Here is a 17,732-nt window from a genome sequence, read left to right on the forward strand (position 1 = left end):
CGGGTGGGCCGCGACGGTGCGGCTGAGGCGGGTGTTGAACTCAGCGTATCGGTCGGCGGTCCAGCCCATCGCGTCGCCCGCCGTCGGCGCCGGGGCCTCAGGTCGGACATTCCCGGATTCTCGCCCCGCAACCGGCAACGGGTTTGCGTGACGTGGACCCGATCGGCAAGGCTGGTCGCCATGCCCGCCGCCTCGACCACGCTCCGCGCGCTCGCCTTCTCGCTCATTGCGTCGCTCTCGGTCACCGGCTGCCAGACCCTCGACGACGCCGGGCGGGCGATCGGCCGGGCGGATCTGGTCAACGACCTCGCCACCCGGCTGGACCGGGCGCTGGAGCTGACCTACTCGGCCGACTACCAGCTCACCGGCGGCCGGGCCGCCGCCATCGTCCAGGCCCAGAAGCCGGCCCGCTCGGCGTACACCTGGCCGGGCGGGAAGCTGACCGTCACCACCGAGGCCACCACCCGGTGCGACACCGGCGGCGCGAAGACCGTCTGCACGCTGCTCGCCCCGCCCGTCGTCACCGCGAAGCCCTCGGTGGCCCTCTTCACCGAGGCCAAGAAGCACGGGCTGATCACCCCGCCGGTGGTGGTCGGGCTGCTCACCGAGGCCGCGCTCGACCCGCAGGCGGTGATCGAGCAGAGCGACACCACGCTCGCCGGGCACCACGCCACCTGCGTGGACGTGCGCCGCTCGACCGGCGACTTCACCGCCTGCGTGACCAGCGAGGGGGTGCTCGGCAGCTTCGCCGGCCGGCTCGACGGCGCAGCGATGGAGCTGGCGCTGACCAGCTACACCGACACGGTCGACGGGGCCAGCTTCGAGGTGCCGGCGGGGGCCGGGATCGTCGACCGCCGCCCCACCGGCACCTGACCGCCCCAGTCGCCCCGGCTAGACGCCCAGCAGGGTGCGCAGGTGACGCGGGGGCGGGCAGTCGTGGGCGAGCATCGCGTCGTGCCAGGCCCGCACCGGCATCCCGGCGGGGCGCAGCGCGGCGATCTCGGCGATCTCGCTGTAGCCCACGAAGTACGTGGAGAGCTGGGTGGAGGTGAGCAGGGCCCGCCGCCACTTGCCGGCCGCCTCGCCCTCCTCCTGGAAGCCCCGGCCGGTCAGCAGCGCCATCGCCTCGGCCTCGGGCAGGTCGTCGCAGTGGGTGAGCTGGTCCAGCAGCGCGTTGATGGTCATTCGCAACTGCATCTTGAGCTGCTGCAACCGCACCGGCAGGCCGCCGAAGCCGAGGCCGGCCATCAGCTCCTCGGCGTAGACGGCCCAGCCCTCCACGAACGGCCCCGAGCGGGCCAGCGCCCGGACCCGGGTGGCACCGGCGTACCGGCGGGCGTGGGCGAGCTGCAGGAAGTGCCCCGGCATCGCCTCGTGCACCGTCAGGTTGCGGATCATGTGGTCGTTGTACTCCCGGTAGAACGACTCCACCCGGGCCGCCGGCCACCCCTGCGGGGCGGGCGCGATGCAGTAGAACGTCGGCACCGGCGCGGTCTCCAGCGGGCCCGGCGCGTCGCAGTACGCCACCGCCACCCCTCGGGCGAAGCCGGGCATCTCCTGGATCACGCACGGGTCGTCGACCAGGGTCACCAGGTCCCGCGCGCGGACGAAGTCGGTCGCCTCGTCGAGGCTCACCGAGGCCAGGTCGACGATGGTGTGCTCGTCGGGGTGCTCGTCGGCCAGCAGGTCCAACGCCCGGCGTACCGTCTCGTCGTCGGCCGGGCCGCCGACCAGCTCGACCGCCGCCTCGCGGATCTCGGCGGTGACCCGGTCCAGGTTGGCCCAGGCGCGGCGCTGCACCTCGGCGGCGCCCAGCTCGGTGTCGAGGGTGTGCCAGAGCCGGGCCTCCCAGCGCCGCCGGCCCAGCCGGGGGTCCCGGCCGGGACCGGCGTCGGCGGCCAGGCCGGCGCGCAGCCAGGCCACGAACTCCTCCAGCGCGGCGATCGCCCCGGTCGCCGCCGGCTCCACCCGGTCGTGCAGCTCGGGGGCCTCGGCCAGCAGCCGGGGCACCTCGTCGCGGACCAGCGCCGCCGCCCCGGTGAACTGCCCGACCGCCGTCTCGGCGTGCACCCGGGGCATGTCGCGCAGCGTCGCGCGGGCGGTCGCCAGGGCATCCGGTACGGCCGCGAGCCGGCCGGCCAGGCTGGTCAGCCGCAGCTCGGCCGGGGCGTACGGGCGGGCCACCAGGGCGTGCAGCAGCGGCCCTGGGTTGTGCGCCAGCGGGTCCCACTCGGGCGAGCGGATCTCGTCGGCCTCGAAGAGCTCCCGGTCCACGAGGGCGGTGAGCAGGGCGTGATCGACCTGATCTTCGACGTCGAGGGCGTCCGGGTCCAGTTCGGAGAGGGCGTCGGCGGCGTCCCGGAGCATCTCCCGGTCGGCGGCCACGGCGGACGCGGAGAGGTCCGGCAGCCGGTCGTCGCAGCGGTGGTCGCCCGCGTACATCGCGAGGCCGGGCCGGCTGGCCAGCAGGGCGTCGACGATCCGTTCGGCGCGGGGGGCGAAGGAGGACATGCGACGACCCTAGCGGGGAGCCGGCACCGGCGTCCGGCGTCAGGCGGGGCGCCGGCCCGCCTCGTCGACCACCGCCCGGGTCAACACGGCGGTCGTGGCGGTGAGCATCCCGGACTTGCCGGTTCGGTTGTCCCGAACGAGGTAGGAACGCTCGCCGAGGTACTCGAAGCTGGCCCGATCGAAGATCCACTCCGTACGCTCGCCGAACTCGTCGGTGTGGCCCACGGCCACCCCGGTCCGCCCGGCGGCGTCGACGGACTCCGGCACCAGGACCGCCCCCGGGATCCGGGCCGCCGCGCGGTAGAGGGCGGCGTTGACCGCAGGCGGCAGCAGGCTCTCCTGCAACGCCCCGCCGATGTATTCGAAGGCCGCCTGGTCGCGGGGCAGGTCCTGCGGCGCCACCACGGCGTAGACGTGCCGCAGCAGCGCCTCCGGGTCCGTCGGCAGGTTGGCGTAGCTGCTGTGGGTGGGGCCGCCCACCACACCGAACGTCTCGCCGCGCTCGCGGACGAGCCCTTCACCGCCGTCCTGGGGCAGCCAGATCTCGCGGTCGTGCACCTCGTCGAGCACCTGCCCGTCCACCCCGGCCTCCTTCGGGCCGCCGTCGCGATCGTCGGAGAAGACCAGCCAGGCGACCTTGCTGCGCACGTAGACGAAGCTGCCGGCGGCCACCGGCGACGCCGGCTTCGCGGCGGCCACCAGGGCGGCCCGCTCCAGCAGCGGGGCCACGCCGGTGGCGTCGCCGGCCAGCACGGTGACGTACTGGTGCACGCGGCCGCCCGCACCGGGGTCCGATCCGGGCAGGCCGACGGTGGCGACCAGCGCGGCGGCCAGGGCGGCGGCGGTGACCGGCGCGGCGAGCCAGGCCAGCCGGCGGCGGAACCGGGCCGCCGGTCGGTCGGCTGCGGCTGCCGCGCTGGGGGTGATCTCGTTCATGAAGGCTTCCTTCAGGACGCGCTGGCGGTCGACCGAGATCTCCCCACCCGGTGGTGGTGGCACCGACCGGGCGAGGGCGGCACGCTCGGCAGGATCAAGCCGTGGGTTCATCGGTTCATCTCCTGGTTCGACCGGGCCGCAGTCGCGCGGCCACCCTGTACCTGTCCGGGAAGCGGCGCGGGTTCCCGGGCCGTCGGCGGCGCGGGCGCCGGGGGAAGGGCCCGTTCGGCGAGGGCGCGCAGTTTCGTCCGGGCCCGCGACAGCCGGGACCGGACCGTGCCGACGGGCACCCCGAGAGCCTCGGCGGCGGTGGCGTAGTCCAGCCCCGACCAGACGCAGAGGGCGAAGACCTCCCGTTCCAGCGGGCGCAGGGCGGCCAGCGCGGCCTTGGCCGCCGCCACCCGGCCGACGTCGTCCATCCGGTCGGCGAGCTCGTCGGCGAAGTCCGGGACGGTGTCCGCGCGCGGAACGCGGGCCAGCGCCGCCCGGTGCCGCCGGGCCGCCCGGTTCGTGTTGCGCAGCACGTTCGTGGCGATCCCCAACAGCCACGGCAGGACGCTGTCGCCGTCGGGCCGCAGCCTGCCGCGCAGCCGCCAGGCTTCCAGGTAGGTCAGCGACACCACGTCCTCGGCGGTGCTCCGGCAGCCCGTCGACCGATAGGCGTGCCGGTGCACGGCGCCGGCGTGATCGTCGAACAGCTGACCGAAGGCCGCTGCGTCGCCGGCGCGCAGCCGGGCCCGATATGAACTGTCCACGCCCTGTTCTGTCCGCTCGCCCGCACGGGTTCCCACCGACGCCCACCGGGATGCGGGGCCGGCCCGCGGCGGCGGCCCGGCGCGGGGCCGGCCCGTGGCCCCGCCCGGCGCGGATCAGCCGGTGGTGGCGGCCCGTTCGGCGGCGCGGACCGCGTCGGCGTACGCCAGGGCGGCGCGGCGCAGGGCCGCCTCCGGGTCCAGCCCCGCCTCGCGCGCGGCGGCGACCGTGCCCAGCAGGCCCGCGCCCAGCCGCCCCTCCGGGTCGACCTGCGAGTCGGCCAGCGGCGGCGGCACGGCCAGGCCGACCCGGGCCGCGCGTTCCAGGATCTTGGCGGCCAGGGCGAGGGCGGGCAGGCTCGGGGCGATGCCGTCCAGCACCGAGTCCCGGGTCTTCTCGGCCCGCTTGATCCGCTCCCAGTTGGCGGTGATCTCGTCCAGCGTGGTGGCCCGGTCGTCGGCGAAGACGTGCGGGTTGCGCCGGATCATCTTCTCCACCAGGCCGCCGGCCACGTCGTCGACGGTCCACCGCTCGCCTTCGGGCAGCTCCTCGGCCAGCCGGGCATGCAGCAACACCTGCAACAGCACGTCGCCCAGCTCCTCGCGGAGCGCGTCGGTGTCGTCGGCGCCGATCGCGTCGTACGCCTCGTAGCACTCCTCGATCAGGTAGCCGGCGAGGCTGCGGTGGGTCTGCGCCCGCTTCCACGGGTCACCGCCGGGCGAGGAGAGGCGGTCCATCACCTCCACGGCGTCGAGCAGTCGCGCCCCGGGCGGGTCCCACGAGCCGTACATCAGCTCCAACTCGGCCAGGCCCGGCTCACGGGCCAACCGCAGCCCCAACTCCCGGGCCAGGGCCTCGTCGCCGGCCGGGCCGGCCAGCCAGACCACCGCGCCGTGCGCCGCCGCCGCGTCCAGCAGCGCCGGCACCGCCGGGCCGTCCGGCACGCGCACCTCGGCGCCCGCCGCCCGCACCGCGTCGGTCAGCGCGCTCTCCGCGCCGGTCAGCACCGGGTTGCCGCGTACGACGTCCCAGGCGGCGGCGCTCAGCAGCCCGGCCGGCAGCCGGGGCGAGGTGACCAGCAGGACGATCCGGGCCGTCATGCCCCGGGAGCCGCCGGGGCGCTCGACTGCCCGGCCGGCGCCTGCGGGGTGGAGATGTCCGTGACCGGTCCGTCCTCGTCGATGTACGGCAGCGAGTAGAAGACCAGCGACTGCCCGGTGCTGACCACCGACGGCACACCGATCGGCCGGAACCGGGGGTTGATCGACGCCCCGGCCTTCTCCGCCTCCTCGTGCAGGGCGGAGCTGAGCGCGGTGGCGCTGCGCACGAAGCCGCCCTCGGCACCCTGCGCGCCCTCGCCGCCCTCGCCGAACGCCTGCCGGACCTGGGCGACGGTCAGACCGGGCTGGATCGCCCCGGTCTTCTCGATGGCCCGGTACACCGCCATGATCGCCTCGTCGCTCGGCACGCTCGGGGTCAGCTTCGTGCCCAGGGCGGCGGAGATGTCCACCCACTCGCCCCAGAGCTGGGTGTACTCGGCGGCGGCCGGCATCTGCAACTGCTGCGCCAACTGCTCCGGCTTGACCTCGTCGGGCACCGTGATGCCCTGCGCCGCCACCACCCGCTTGCCCAGCTCGATGCTGACCAGCAGGTTCAGCACGTCCTGCCGGGTGACCTTGGAGCGCAGCTCCGCCGGGGCCGGGGTGGCGCCGGCCTGGCGGCCCTCGGCCGTGACGGCCGCGGCGTACAGGCTCTGGGCGCTGTCGTAGATGTCGTCGACCCGGTCGATGGAGTACTTCGCGTCGCCGACGTACGCGGCGACGTCCGGCGCGGACTTCCCACAGGCGGCGAGGGAGAGGGCACCGAGGGCCGCGACGCTGGCGGCGGCGATGAGACGGCGAGCACGCATGAAAGTCACTCTCTCATGCGGGGCCACCGGCGGGAACGCCGCCCACCGGGCCGCGCCCCGCGCCCGCACCGCCCTACGCGCCCGCACCGCCCTACGCGCCCGCACCGCCCCGCGCGCCCTCACCGGGCGCCCGCCTTCGCCGGCTGCGCCCCGGCGGGCTCGCCGAGGACATCGGTGAGCAGTTGCGCGCACCACTGCAGCAGGGCCTGGTCGCGCAGCGGCTCGCCGCCGATGCGGCGGGTGCTCGGCCGGGGGACGCTGACCTGGTCCAGCGCCGACTTGTAGACCGAGTCGGGGTGGTAGCGCTTGAGGCGCAGCTGCTTGGAGTCGGGCAGCGGCAGCGGGCCGAAGCGCAGGTGCTTGCCCTGCATGCTCACGTCGGTGAGGCCGTAGCGGCGGGCCAGCAGGCGGAACCGGGCCACCGCGATCAGGTTCTGCACCGGGGCGGGCGGCTCGCCGTACCGGTCGGTCAGCTCGGCGACGACCTCGGTGAGCCGGTCGTCGTCGCGGGCCTCGGCGATCTTGCGGTACATCTCCAGGCGCAGCCGCTCCACCGCGACGTAGTCGTGCGGCAGGTGCGCGTCGACCGGGAGGTCGATCTTGACGTCGGCCTCCTCCTCGGGGCGCTCGCCCTTGAACGCCTGCACCGCCTCGCCGACCATCCGGACGTACAGGTCGAAGCCGACGCCCTCGATGTGGCCGGACTGCTCGCCGCCGAGCAGGTTCCCCGCGCCCCGGATCTCCAGGTCCTTCATCGCCACGTACATGCCCGCGCCCAGCTCCGTGTGCTGGGCGATGGTGGCCAGCCGCTCGTGGGCGTGCTCGGTCAGCGGCTTCTCCGGCGGGTAGAGGAAGTACGCGTACGCCCGCTCCCGACCCCGGCCCACCCGGCCCCGGATCTGGTGCAGCTGGGCCAGGCCCAGCAGGTCGGCCCGCTCCACGATCAGGGTGTTGGCGTTCGGGATGTCGATGCCGGACTCCACGATCGTGGTGCAGACCAGCACGTCGAACTCCTTCTCCCAGAAGCCGACCATCACCTTCTCCAGGGCGTCCTCGCCCATCTGGCCGTGCGCCACCGCGACCCGCGCCTCCGGCACCAGCTCGCGCAGCCGCCGCGCCGCCCGGTCGATCGACTCGACCCGGTTGTGCAGGTAGAAGACCTGCCCGTCGCGGAGCAGCTCACGGTGGATCGACGCGGCCACCTGCCGATCGTCGTACGCCCCGACGAAGGTCAGCACCGGGTGCCGCTCCTCCGGCGGGGTGGCGATCGTCGACATCTCCCGGATGCCGGTGATCGCCATCTCCAGGGTGCGCGGGATCGGGGTGGCCGACATGCTCAGCACGTCGACCGAGGCGCGCAGCGTCTTCAGGTGCTCCTTGTGCTCGACGCCGAAGCGCTGCTCCTCGTCGACGATCACCAGACCGAGGGACTTGAACCGGGTGGCCGCCTGGAGCAGCCGGTGGGTGCCGATCACGATGTCCACGGTGCCGTCGGCGACCATCTCCAGGGTCCGCTCGGACTCCTTCGGGGTCTGGAACCGGGAGAGCTGCCGGATCTGCAACGGGAACTGGCTCATCCGCTCGGCGAAGGTGTTGTAGTGCTGCTGCACCAGCAGCGTCGTCGGCACCAGCACCGCGACCTGCTTGCCGTCCTGCACCGCCTTGAACGCCGCCCGCACCGCAATCTCGGTCTTGCCGTACCCGACGTCGCCGCAGATCAGCCGGTCCATCGGGACGGTCTGCTCCATGTCCCGCTTGACCTCCTCGATGGCGGACAACTGGTCCGGCGTCTCCTGCCACGGGAAGGCGTCCTCCAGCTCCCGCTGCCACGGGGTGTCCGGGCCGAACGCGTGCCCCTTGGATGCCTTGCGGGCGGCGTAGAGCTGGATGAGCTGGGCGGCGATCTCCTTGACCGCCTTGCGGGCGCGGGCCTTGGACTTCTGCCAGTCCGCGCCGCCCATCCGGTGCAGGGTGGGCTGCTCGCCGCCGACGTAGCGGGAGAGCTGGTCGAGCTGGTCGGTGGGGACGAAGAGGCGGTCGCCGGGCTGGCCGCGCTTGCTCGGCGCGTACTCGATGACCAGGTATTCCCGGCTCGCGCCGTTGACGGTGCGCTGCACCAGCTCGACGTACCGGCCGATGCCGTGCTGCTCGTGCACCACGTTGTCGCCGGCCTTGAGCTCCAACGGGTCGATGGTGTTGCGCCGCCGGCTCGGCATCTTGCGCATGTCCCGCGTCGAGCTGCCCCGCCCGCCGGTGACGTCGTTGCCGGTGAGCAGCGCGAACCGGGCCGTCTCGTCGACGAAACCGCTGGTCAGGCTGCCGCAGGTGACCAGCACCGTGCCGGGCGCGGGGGCGGTCGGCACCTCCTCCACCAGCCGGGCGCCGAGCCCCGCGTCGGAGATCACCTCGACGGCCCGCTGGGCGGGGCCGTGCCCCTCGAAGACCAGCGCGACCGTCCAGCCCTCGCCGGCCCAGCGCTTGAGGTCCTCGACCACCCGGTCGGTCTCGCCGTGGTAGAGCGGGGCGGCCTGGGCGGTCAGGGTCACCGCGATGGCGTCGTCGGGCGTCACGTCGGCCTCGGCCGGCGCGTCCTCCCAGGGCTGCCGGGCCGGGGCCGCGCCCGCCTCGTCCAGCCCGAACGGGGCGAGGGTCCACCAGGGGCGACGCCGGGCGCGGGCGTGCGCGCGTACGTCGGCCAGGGTCTTGAAGGCGGCGGCGCCGAGGTCCACCGGGGCCTGGCCCCCGACGGCGGCGGCGGCCCAGCTCGCCTGGAGGAACTCCTCCGAGGTACGCACCAGGTCGTGCGCCCGGGTGCGGATCCGCTCCGGGTCGCAGAGCAGCACGTGGGTGTCGGCCGGCATGCAGTCCAGCAGCAGCTCCAGCGAGTCGTCGCCGACCAGCGCCGGGGCCAGCGACTCCATCCCCTCGACGGGGATCCCCTCGGCCAGCTTGTCCAGGATCTCGGTCAGCTCGGGGTGCTCGGCGGCCAGGGCGGCGGCCCGCCGCCGCACCGCCGGGGTGAGCAGCAGTTCCCGGCACGGCGGCGCCCAGAGCAGCGGCACCCCCTCGATGGTCCGCTGGTCGGCGACGGAGAAGGTGCGGATCTCCTCCACCTCGTCGCCGAAGAACTCGACCCGCGACGGGTGCTCGTCGGTGGGCGGGAAGACGTCGAGGATGCCGCCGCGCACCGCGAACTCGCCGCGCTTGGTGACCAGGTCGACCCGGGCGTACGCCATGTCGGTGAGCCGGCGGGCGACCTCCTCCAGGTCCGCCTCCTCGCCGGCGGCGAGCTGCACCGGCTCCAGGTCCCCGAGGCCCTTGAGCTGCGGTTGCAGCAGCGACCGCACCGGCGCGACGACCACCCGCAGCGCCCCGGCCCGGCCCCGGGAGTCGGCGGCGTCGGGGTGGGCCAGCCGGCGCAGCACGGCCAGCCGCCGGCCGACGGTGTCGGAGCGGGGCGAGAGCCGCTCGTGCGGCAGCGTCTCCCAGGACGGGAAGACGGCGACCTGCTCGGCCGGGAGCAGGCTGCCCAGCGCGGCGGCCAGGTCGTCGGCCTCCCGGCTGGTGGCGGTCACGGCCAGCACCGGCCGCCCGGCCCCACCGCCGTCCTCGTTCGTGCCCTCTGCGGCCGCTTGCTTCGCGACCGCCGTGCCGGCGGGATCGGTCGGGTCCGCCGCGACCGCCGCGACGGCGAACGGGCGCAGCGCCGCCGGGGCGGTCAGGTCCAGCCCGTCGACCTGCGCGGCACCGGAGCGCGCCAGGTCACGCGCCCGGGCCAGCCCGGGGTCGGCCAGTGCGGCGGCGAAGAGTCCGGTGAGCAATCTGATCACTTCCCAGTGACGCGGTCGTGGCAGTGGCACACGACAGTTCCCCCACGCCCGACACGGACGGGGGGTTGACGCACCCCAGCCTATCCCCGCCGACCGACACCCACCGCCGAAGCCCGGCCGGCCGCACCACACCCGAATCTTGGCCGGTTGCCGCCAGCGCTGAACAGGAACTGTCCGACAATCGCGGGTTGACCGGGGCGGGCCGGGGGTGATCAAGTCAGGGGCGTGACGGGACGGCGGCGGTTGGTCGAGTTGAGCCACGTGATCAGCGACGGCATGACGACCCTGCCCGGCTGGCCGGCCCCCCGGATCACCGAGTGGCTGACCCGGGAGGCGTCCCGGGCGAAGTACGCCCCGGGCACGGAGTTCCAGGTCGGCCGGATCGACATGATCGCCAACACCGGCACGTACCTGGACACTCCCGCGCACCGGTGGGCGGGCGGGGCCGACCTCACCGGCGTCCCGCTGGATCGCCTCGCCGACCTGCCGGGGATCGTGGTGCGGGTGCCCGCCGGCACCCGCGCGGTGGACCGCCCGCTGCTCGCCGGGCACGAGGTGACGGGGCGGGCGGTGCTGCTGGACACCGGCTGGTCCGCGCACTTCGGCACCGACCGGTACGCGTCATCGGACGCGCCGTACCTGACGGGTGACGGCGCGGCGTGGCTGGTCGAGGCGGGGGCGACCCTGGTGGGCATCGATTCGATCAACATCGACGACATGGGCCCGGCGGCTCGGGGCGAGCGCCCGGCGCACAGCGCCCTGCTGGCGGCCGGCATCCCGATCGTGGAGCACCTGACCGCGCTGGACGCGCTCCCGGCGACCGGCTTCCGGTTCACCGCCGCGCCGCCCAGGGTGGCCGGGATGGGCACCTTCCCCGTCCGCGCGTTCGCCGTCCTCGACGCCTGAGGGCGGGTCCGCCCGTCCGGCGTCAGTAGCGGACGGTGATGCGGCGGTGGACGGCGTCGACGACGACCTCTCCGCCGTACGGGATGATCAACTGGGGGTCGGTGTGGCCCAGGTCGACGTCGAAGACGGCGACCGCTTCCGGGGCGTACTCGGTCAGGGCCTTGGTGATCGCGGCCCGCTGCTCGGCGGCGTGGGCGCGGCGCTGCGCCGGGGTGTGCGGGCGGTCGAAGTCCCACGCCTTGGCCCGGCCGACGAGCACCGCCGGGAAGCCCCCGAGCAGCCCGCGCTCCCCCAGGTTGCGCAGGATGCGGTACACCTCGGTGGCCGACGGCAGCTCCTGCGAGGTCTCGACGATCAGCACCTCGCCCGAGTGGTCGGCGACCGCGCCGACCCGGTCGGTGGCCAGCAGCCAGTGCAGGATCTCCAGGTTGCCGCCCCAGCTCCGCCCCCGCACCACCGTCGCCGGCCCCTGCCAGCGCCAACCCTCGCCGGGGAACATCAGCGGCTCGACGGCGAGCGTGGCCGGGTCGCGCCAGTCGTTCGGCTGGTCGCCCCACTGCAGGGCGGGGCTCAGCTCGTACCAACCCGGGGTGAAGAGGGCGGCGCGCAGCGAGTCGAAGGTCAGCGGGTGCGGCGCGCCGGGGCGGCCGAGGTGCACCAGCACGGACCCGCCGTGGTACGCCACGATCCCCAGCCGGTGCAGGTGGTTGAGGACGTTGGTGTTGTCGGAGTAGCCGAAGTACGGCTTCGGGTTGGCCCGCAGCACGGCGTCGTCCAGGTGCGGGGTGACCGTGATCAGGTCGTCCCCGCCGACGGTGGCGAGCACGGCGGTGATCGTCGGGTCGGCGAAGGCGGCGGTGACGTCCCGGGCCCGATCCCGGGGGTCCGCGCCGGCGACCCGCGTGGTGGGGTACTCGACCGGCTCCAGGCCGAACTCCTCGCGCAGCCGGCGCAGGCCCAACTCGTACACGTGGGGGAAGATCGCCGGCAGCCCGGCCGACGGTGACACCACGGCGACCCGGTCCCCCGGGCGGGGCTTCGGCGGATAGCGCAGCGACTCCATGCTCGGACGCTACCGGGGCGACCAACCGCTTTTCGGCCGCGCGGGGTGTGCTGCGCCACGCCGCCGCCGGGCCCGCCACCGCCCCGGACCGCCCCGACCAGCACAAACGCGCCCGCCGCGGGCTGAGATGCCGGAACGTGAGCCCTTCCCACAGCGCAGACGATTGCAAGGCCCCCCTCCTTACCGACGGGGCGCGCGGATACGATCCAGGGAGTCGGACAGCGCTGTCCTTCGTCCTCGGCGTAAGGAGCGCACCCGTGACCGACCAGCATGACCACGACGGCCCCGACGCCGCACTGCGGGCCGACATCCGCCGCCTCGGCACGCTGCTCGGGCAGACCCTCGCCCGGCAGGAGGGCCGCCCCCTGCTCGACCTGGTCGAGGAGATCCGCGCCCTGGTCCGGGTCGACGCCCCCGCCGCCGCCCAGCGCCTGGGCGGCCTCGACGTCACCACCGGCACCCGGCTGGCCCGCGCCTTCTCCACGTACTTCCACCTGGCCAACATCACCGAGCAGGTGCACCGGGCCCGGGACCTGCGCCGTCGCCGGGCGACCCAGGGCGGCTGGCTGGACCAGGCGGCCAAGATGATCGCCGAGCGCGGGGTGCCGGCCGAGGAGATCGCGGCGGTGGCCCGCCGGCTCGCCGTACGGCCGGTCTTCACCGCGCACCCCACCGAGGCGGCCCGCCGGTCGATCCTGTCGAAGCTGCGCGCCATCGCCGACGAGCTGGACACCGAGACCGCCAACGCGATCCTCTACGGGGCCAGCGACGAGGGGCCGGCCAACCGCCGCCTCGCCGAGCTGCTCGACCTGATGTGGCAGACCGACGAGCTGCGGCTCGACCGGCCGGACCCGACCGACGAGGCCCGCAACGCCATCTACTACCTGCGCGACCTGTACGCCGAGGCCGCCCCGCAGGTGCTCGACGACCTCGCCGACACGCTGCGCACCCTCGGGGTGGAGACCTCGCCGACGTCCCGGCCGCTGACCTTCGGCACCTGGATCGGCGGCGACCGCGACGGCAACCCCTTCGTCACCCCGGCGGTCACCCGGGAGGTGCTGCGCATCCAGCACGAGCACGGCATCGCGGCCACCGAGGCGGCGATGGAGCACCTGGTCAAGGAGGTCTCCGTCTCCCGCCGGCTGCGCGGGGTGTCGCTGGACCTCTCCGCCAGCCTCGCCGCCGACCTCGACGCGCTGCCCGAGGTGGCACCCCGGTTCCGCCGGGTCAACGCCGAGGAGCCGTACCGGCTCAAGGCCCGCTGCGTGAAGGCGAAGCTGGGCAACACCCGCGAGCGGCTGCGCCGGGGCACCCCGCACGTGCCGGGCCGCGACTACCGGGGCTCCGCCGAGCTGATCGCCGACCTGGAACTGCTGCGCGCCTCGCTGGCCCGCAACTCCGGCCAGCTCACCGCCGTGGGCCGGCTCGCCTCCACCATCCGTACGGTCTCCGCGTTCGGCCTGCACCTGGCGACGATGGACGTGCGGGAGCACGCCGAGAAGCACCACGAGGTGCTCACCCAGCTCTACGCGGCCATCGGCGAGGTGCCCGACTACCCGTCGCTGACCCGGCTGGAGCGCACCAAGCTCCTCGCCGACGAGCTGACCGGCCGCCGGCCGCTGTCGACGCTGGACACCCCGTTGACCGAGAACGCCCGCAAGACGTTCGACGTCTTCGGCACCATCCGCGAGGTGCAGGACCGCTTCGGCGCGGAGGTCATCGAGTCGTACATCATCTCGATGACCCTCGGCGTGGACGACGTCCTCGCGGCGGTCGTGCTGGCCCGCGAGGCCGGGCTGGTCGACGTGCACAGCGGCCGGGCCCGCATCGGCATCGTGCCGCTGCTGGAGACCCCGGCGGAGCTGGACTCCGGCGGCGAGCTGCTCGACGAGTTGCTGTCGCTGCCGGCGTACCGGGCCCTCGTGGCGGCCCGCGGCGACGTGCAGGAGGTGATGCTGGGGTACTCCGACTCGAACAAGGAGGCCGGCATCACCACCAGCCAGTGGTCGATCCACCGGGCCCAGCGGGCGCTGCGCGACGTCGCCGCCCGGCACGGGGTGCACCTGCGGCTCTTCCACGGCCGGGGCGGCACCGTCGGGCGCGGCGGCGGCCCCACCCACGAGGCGATCCTGGCCCAGCCGTACGGCACCCTCGACGGCGCGATCAAGGTCACCGAGCAGGGCGAGGTCATCTCCGACAAGTACACCCTGCCGGCGTTGGCCCGGGAGAACCTGGAGCTGACCGTCGCCGCGGTGCTCCAGGCCACCCTGCTGCACACCGCCCCCCGCCAGCCCGCCGAGCAGTTGGAACGCTGGGACGCGGCGATGGACGTGGTCTCCGACGCGGCGTTCGGGTCGTACCGGTCGCTGGTGGAGAACCCGGACCTGCCGGAGTACTTCTGGGCGTCCACCCCGACGGAGCTGCTGGGCGCGCTGAACATCGGCTCCCGGCCGGCGAAGCGCCCCAACACCGGGGCCGGGCTGGCCGGGCTGCGGGCCATCCCGTGGGTGTTCGGCTGGACCCAGACCCGGCAGATCGTGCCCGGCTGGTTCGGGGTCGGCACGGGGCTGGCGGCGGCCCGCGAGGCCGGCCTGGCCGACGTGCTGGCCGAGATGCACCGCAACTGGCACTTCTTCCGCACGTTCCTGTCGAACGTCGAGATGATGCTGACCAAGACCGACCTGAGCATCGCCCGCCGGTACGTCGAGACCCTGGTGCCGAAGAAGCTGCACCCGATCTTCGCCACGATCGAGCAGGAGTACGAGCTGACCAAGCGGGAGGTGTTGGCGGTCACCTCCTCGCCGGCCCTGCTGGAGAACTCGCCGGTGCTCCAGCGCACCCTCGCGGTGCGCGACACCTACCTGGAGCCCCTGCACCACCTCCAGGTGGCCCTGCTGCGGCAGTACCGGGACTCGGGGGCGGCGGGCCGGGCGGTGGCCACCGCGCCGGGGGGCCGGCGCGCGCCGAGCGACGGCACGGCCCTGGAGCGGGCCCTGCTCACCACGGTCAACGGCATCGCCGCCGGGATGCGCAACACGGGTTGAGCCGCACGGAAGGGGCACCCCGTCGGCGCGTTCCGCGTGGTGGGGTGCCCCTTCTCAGCGCGCTCGAAAGCGGGACGGCGGGCGCGGTACGCCCCGGTGCGGGACGGGGGCGCAAGACGCCCGACGCGGGACGGCCGGCGCGAGATGGCCGGGGGTGATGGGGTCACGCCGGGGTCAGAAGTCGCCCCCGCCGAAGTCGCCGCCCCCGAAATCTCCGCCCCCGAAGTCTCCGCCGCCGCCGAAGTCGCCACCACCGAAGTCGCCCGCCTGCTCGCCGCCGCCGAAGTCGCCCGCCTGGTCACCGCCGCCGAAGTCGCCCTGGTCACCGCCGGCGAAGCCGCCCGCCTGGTCGCCGTAGCCGGGGTCGGCGAAGACCGGCGAGAAGAGCGCGTCGGCGATCAGCATGCCGCCGACCACCCCGACGCCCGCGCCGAGCGCGGTCTTCCACCACGGCGTCGAGTACCAGCCGGCCGGCACCGGCCGCCCCTGCATCCGCCCACCGGGGTAGTAGTAGGGCGTGCCCCGGCCCGGCTGCGGGCCGGCCCGGAAGGTCTGCCCCTGCACGTTGACCTCGCGCTCGCGGGTGAGCTGACCGGCACCCTGCGCGGCGGCCAGCGGCGGCAGCTCGGGGCCGGGGTCGATGCCCAGCGCGACCCGGGCGGCCCGCGCGTACGCCAGCCCCTCCAGGGCGGTCTCCCGGGCCAGCCGGAACTGCTGGACCGTGCGGGCCTGCTCCAGCTGGCTGCCCGCCGCGTTGTAACGCTCCCCGGCGTCGACCAGCGCCTGCCGCACCGCCGGGGCGTCGCCGTGCAGGTTCATCACCTGGCCGCCGAGGCGCTCGTACCAGCGCTGGGCGTCGGCGCGCGCGTCGGCCAGGTTGCGGGCCTCCCGGGCGGCGCTCTCCCGACGCAGCCAGACGACCCCGCCGGCCAGCAGCGCCACGAGCACGAGTACGAGCAGAATTTCCATGTCATCGAACGTACCCGGCGTCGTGGCGTCGTACCCGTTTGGCAAGCTCTGGTGATGAGCTTCTCGACGCTGGCCGTGGTGGTGCTCTGCCTCGCCGTCGGCGGGGCGCTGGGCTGGTTCGCCGCCCGGTCCCGGTCGGCGGCCGACGTCGCCCGGTTGGAGGCCACCCTGGCCGCCACCCGGGCGGGCGAGGGGCGGCTGGAGCAGTCGATGCGGGCGCTGGGCTACGAGGCGACCGCGCAGTCCCAGGAGGCGGTGGCCCGCGCGGTCGCGCCGCTGCACGACACCCTGCGCCGCTACGAGGCCCGCGTCGCCGAGCTGGAGCACGCCCGCATCGACGCGTACGCGGAGCTGCGCGAGCAGGTCCGCACGATGAACGTCGTCTCCGGTGAGCTGCGCACGGAGACCAAGCAGCTGGTGTCGGCGCTGCGCGCCCCCCAGGTGCGGGGTCGTTGGGGCGAGCACCAGCTCCGCCGGATCGTCGAGGCCGCCGGGATGCTGGAGCACTGCGACTTCGACGAGCAGGTCACCGCCGCCACCGACCACCAGGGGGTCCGCCCCGACCTGGTGGTCCGGTTGCACGGCGGGCGGAGCGTGGTGGTGGATGCGAAGGCGCCCTTCGACGCCTACCTGACGGCGATGGAGGCCCGTGACGAGCGGGGCCGCAACACGCACCTCGACGCGCATGCCAAGCACCTGCGGGCGCACGTGGACGCGCTCGCGGCGAAGTCCTACTGGGCGGCCTTCGACTCCACCCCCGAGTTCGTGGTGCTCTTCGTGCCGGCCGACCCGTTCCTCGACGTGGCGTTGCAGCGCGATCCGACGCTGCTGGAGCACGCGTTCGCCCGCGACGTGGTGCTCGCCACGCCGGCCACCCTGGTGGCGCTGCTGCGCACCGTGGCGTACTCGTGGCGCCAGGAGGTGCTGGCCCGCAACGCGGTGGCGGTGCACTCGCTGGCCCGCGAGCTGTACGGGCGGCTGTCGACGCTGGGCGACCACGTGGGCAAGCTCGGCGCGTCCCTCGGCGGGGCGGTGACGGCGTACAACCGGGCGGTCGGCTCTCTGGAGGCGCGGGTGCTGGTCAGCGCCCGTAAGCTCGCCGAGCTGGGCGTCTCCGACCAGGAGCTGGCCGCGCCCGCCCAGGTGGAGGTGGCGCCCCGGCAGCCGCAGGCCCCGGAGCTGGTGGAGCCGGCCGAGCCGGTGCGATCGACCGAGCCGGTGCAGCCGACCGAGCCGGTGCAGCCGACCGAGCCGGCCGCCGCCGCGAGCGAGCGGCCCACGGCGACGGCCCTCTGACCCACCCTGGCTGCGGGCCTCAGCGCGCGAAGGGCGTCAGCCTGCGGGGGGCGCGTCAGCGCGCGAAGGGCGTCAGTCGCGCCGGGCGGACTCGACGACGAACGGGGTGCCCTGCTGGCAGGTGGTCATCATGTCCGCTTTCGCGTGGCCGGTGACGACGACCCGCGCGCCGGCGGTGAGCACGTCGTCGGGGCCGCCGATGAGCTGGTAGCCGCTCAACATCCGGCAGCCGGGCTCCACGCCCGCCTCGACGGTGCCGGTGAGCGTGGTCGCGCCGGGGCCCGGCGGACGGCTCGGGCCGGCCGAGGGCTTGCCGGACGACGACGGGGCGGGCACCGCCGTGGTGGGGGTGGCCGGGGCCGTCGGGGTCGGCGAGTCGGTCGCCGACGCGCTCGGGGAGGGGCTGGGGGCGGGGGTGCCGTCACCGGCCCCCTGGTTGGCGCAGGCGCTCAGTGCGGCGCAGGCGACCAGGGCGACGGCGAGGCCCGACCGAGGAGTCAACATGCCGGTTGGAC

The 17,732-nt window shown here is 74.8% G+C and carries 13 protein-coding genes; 4 read left to right on the plus strand and 9 right to left on the minus strand.

From position 1 onward, the window contains the following. The first annotated feature begins 180 nt into the window (after window positions 1–180). On the plus strand, window positions 181–873 hold the full coding sequence (locus ACLQ2V_RS04890; RefSeq protein WP_425717151.1) for a hypothetical protein: 693 nt from the start codon (window positions 181–183) through the stop codon (window positions 871–873). Between the two features lie 18 nt (window positions 874–891). Here ACLQ2V_RS04890 and ACLQ2V_RS04895 read toward each other — a convergent pair whose 3' ends face one another. From ACLQ2V_RS04895 to mfd, 6 genes are all read right to left on the minus strand, one after another. Continuing rightward, window positions 892–2,511, minus strand: coding sequence for a DUF885 domain-containing protein (locus ACLQ2V_RS04895; protein ID WP_425717152.1), 1,620 nt, complete (start codon window positions 2,509–2,511; stop codon window positions 892–894). 39 nt (window positions 2,512–2,550) lie between these two features. Then, complete coding sequence (locus ACLQ2V_RS04900) at window positions 2,551–3,558, minus strand: CU044_5270 family protein (protein ID WP_425717153.1); 1,008 nt, start codon at window positions 3,556–3,558, stop codon at window positions 2,551–2,553. Continuing rightward, the gene (locus tag ACLQ2V_RS04905) at window positions 3,555–4,202 is read right to left on the minus strand and encodes an RNA polymerase sigma factor (protein ID WP_425717154.1); all 648 of its coding nucleotides are present in this window, start codon (window positions 4,200–4,202) and stop codon (window positions 3,555–3,557) included. Before ACLQ2V_RS04905 ends, ACLQ2V_RS04900 begins: the two co-directional genes overlap by 4 nt. Before the next feature lie 114 nt (window positions 4,203–4,316). Continuing rightward, window positions 4,317–5,300: a nucleoside triphosphate pyrophosphohydrolase gene (locus ACLQ2V_RS04910; RefSeq protein ID WP_425717155.1), complete on the minus strand. Its 984-nt coding sequence runs from the start codon at window positions 5,298–5,300 to the stop codon at window positions 4,317–4,319. Further along, window positions 5,297–6,109, minus strand: a complete 813-nt coding sequence (locus ACLQ2V_RS04915) for a hypothetical protein (protein WP_425717156.1) — start codon at window positions 6,107–6,109, stop codon at window positions 5,297–5,299. Before ACLQ2V_RS04915 ends, ACLQ2V_RS04910 begins: the two co-directional genes overlap by 4 nt. Window positions 6,110–6,228: 119 nt before the next feature. Then, the gene (gene mfd, locus ACLQ2V_RS04920) at window positions 6,229–9,930 is read right to left on the minus strand and encodes a transcription-repair coupling factor (RefSeq protein ID WP_425717157.1); all 3,702 of its coding nucleotides are present in this window, start codon (window positions 9,928–9,930) and stop codon (window positions 6,229–6,231) included. 234 nt (window positions 9,931–10,164) lie between these two features. Here mfd and ACLQ2V_RS04925 point away from each other — a divergent pair, with 234 nt between their 5' ends. Continuing rightward, complete coding sequence (locus ACLQ2V_RS04925) at window positions 10,165–10,845, plus strand: cyclase family protein (protein ID WP_425717158.1); 681 nt, start codon at window positions 10,165–10,167, stop codon at window positions 10,843–10,845. Window positions 10,846–10,867: 22 nt separating this feature from the next. Here ACLQ2V_RS04925 and ACLQ2V_RS04930 read toward each other — a convergent pair whose 3' ends face one another. Next, window positions 10,868–11,908, minus strand: a complete 1,041-nt coding sequence (locus tag ACLQ2V_RS04930; protein WP_425717159.1) for a S66 family peptidase — start codon at window positions 11,906–11,908, stop codon at window positions 10,868–10,870. Window positions 11,909–12,165: 257 nt separating this feature from the next. On the opposite strand from ACLQ2V_RS04930, the gene ppc reads away from it, so the two are divergent. Next, a complete protein-coding gene (gene ppc / locus ACLQ2V_RS04935) occupies window positions 12,166–14,952 on the plus strand; it encodes a phosphoenolpyruvate carboxylase (RefSeq protein ID WP_425717160.1) in 2,787 nt (928 codons plus the stop codon). 174 nt (window positions 14,953–15,126) lie between these two features. Here ppc and ACLQ2V_RS04940 read toward each other — a convergent pair whose 3' ends face one another. Next, window positions 15,127–15,921 carry a hypothetical protein gene (locus tag ACLQ2V_RS04940; protein WP_425717161.1) on the minus strand — a complete coding sequence of 265 codons (795 nt, stop codon included), beginning with the start codon at window positions 15,919–15,921 and terminating at the stop codon, window positions 15,127–15,129. A 54-nt stretch (window positions 15,922–15,975) separates the two neighbouring features. Here ACLQ2V_RS04940 and ACLQ2V_RS04945 point away from each other — a divergent pair, with 54 nt between their 5' ends. Then, a complete protein-coding gene (locus ACLQ2V_RS04945) occupies window positions 15,976–17,217 on the plus strand; it encodes a DNA recombination protein RmuC (RefSeq protein ID WP_425717162.1) in 1,242 nt (413 codons plus the stop codon). A 72-nt stretch (window positions 17,218–17,289) separates the two neighbouring features. On the opposite strand, the gene ACLQ2V_RS04950 is transcribed toward ACLQ2V_RS04945, so the two are convergent. Then, window positions 17,290–17,721 (minus strand): hypothetical protein, encoded by a 432-nt coding sequence (locus tag ACLQ2V_RS04950; protein WP_425717163.1) that lies wholly within the window; start codon window positions 17,719–17,721, stop codon window positions 17,290–17,292. Between the last annotated feature and the right edge of the window lie 11 nt (window positions 17,722–17,732).

The organism is Micromonospora sp. DT233 (assembly GCF_049841815.1).
GTDB lineage: Bacteria > Actinomycetota > Actinomycetes > Mycobacteriales > Micromonosporaceae > Micromonospora.

Coding starts and splice junctions, on each gene's coding strand:
- ACLQ2V_RS04890 (WP_425717151.1), top strand. CDS start 181: ATGCCCGCCGCCTCGACCACGCTCCGCGCGCTCGCCTTCTCGCTCATT.
- ACLQ2V_RS04945 (WP_425717162.1), top strand. CDS start 15,976: ATGAGCTTCTCGACGCTGGCCGTGGTGGTGCTCTGCCTCGCCGTCGGC.
- ACLQ2V_RS04950 (WP_425717163.1), bottom strand. CDS start 17,721: ATGTTGACTCCTCGGTCGGGCCTCGCCGTCGCCCTGGTCGCCTGCGCC.
- ACLQ2V_RS04895 (WP_425717152.1), bottom strand. CDS start 2,511: ATGTCCTCCTTCGCCCCCCGCGCCGAACGGATCGTCGACGCCCTGCTG.
- ACLQ2V_RS04915 (WP_425717156.1), bottom strand. CDS start 6,109: ATGCGTGCTCGCCGTCTCATCGCCGCCGCCAGCGTCGCGGCCCTCGGT.
- ACLQ2V_RS04930 (WP_425717159.1), bottom strand. CDS start 11,908: ATGGAGTCGCTGCGCTATCCGCCGAAGCCCCGCCCGGGGGACCGGGTC.
- ACLQ2V_RS04940 (WP_425717161.1), bottom strand. CDS start 15,921: ATGGAAATTCTGCTCGTACTCGTGCTCGTGGCGCTGCTGGCCGGCGGG.
- ACLQ2V_RS04900 (WP_425717153.1), bottom strand. CDS start 3,558: ATGAACCCACGGCTTGATCCTGCCGAGCGTGCCGCCCTCGCCCGGTCG.
- ACLQ2V_RS04910 (WP_425717155.1), bottom strand. CDS start 5,300: ATGACGGCCCGGATCGTCCTGCTGGTCACCTCGCCCCGGCTGCCGGCC.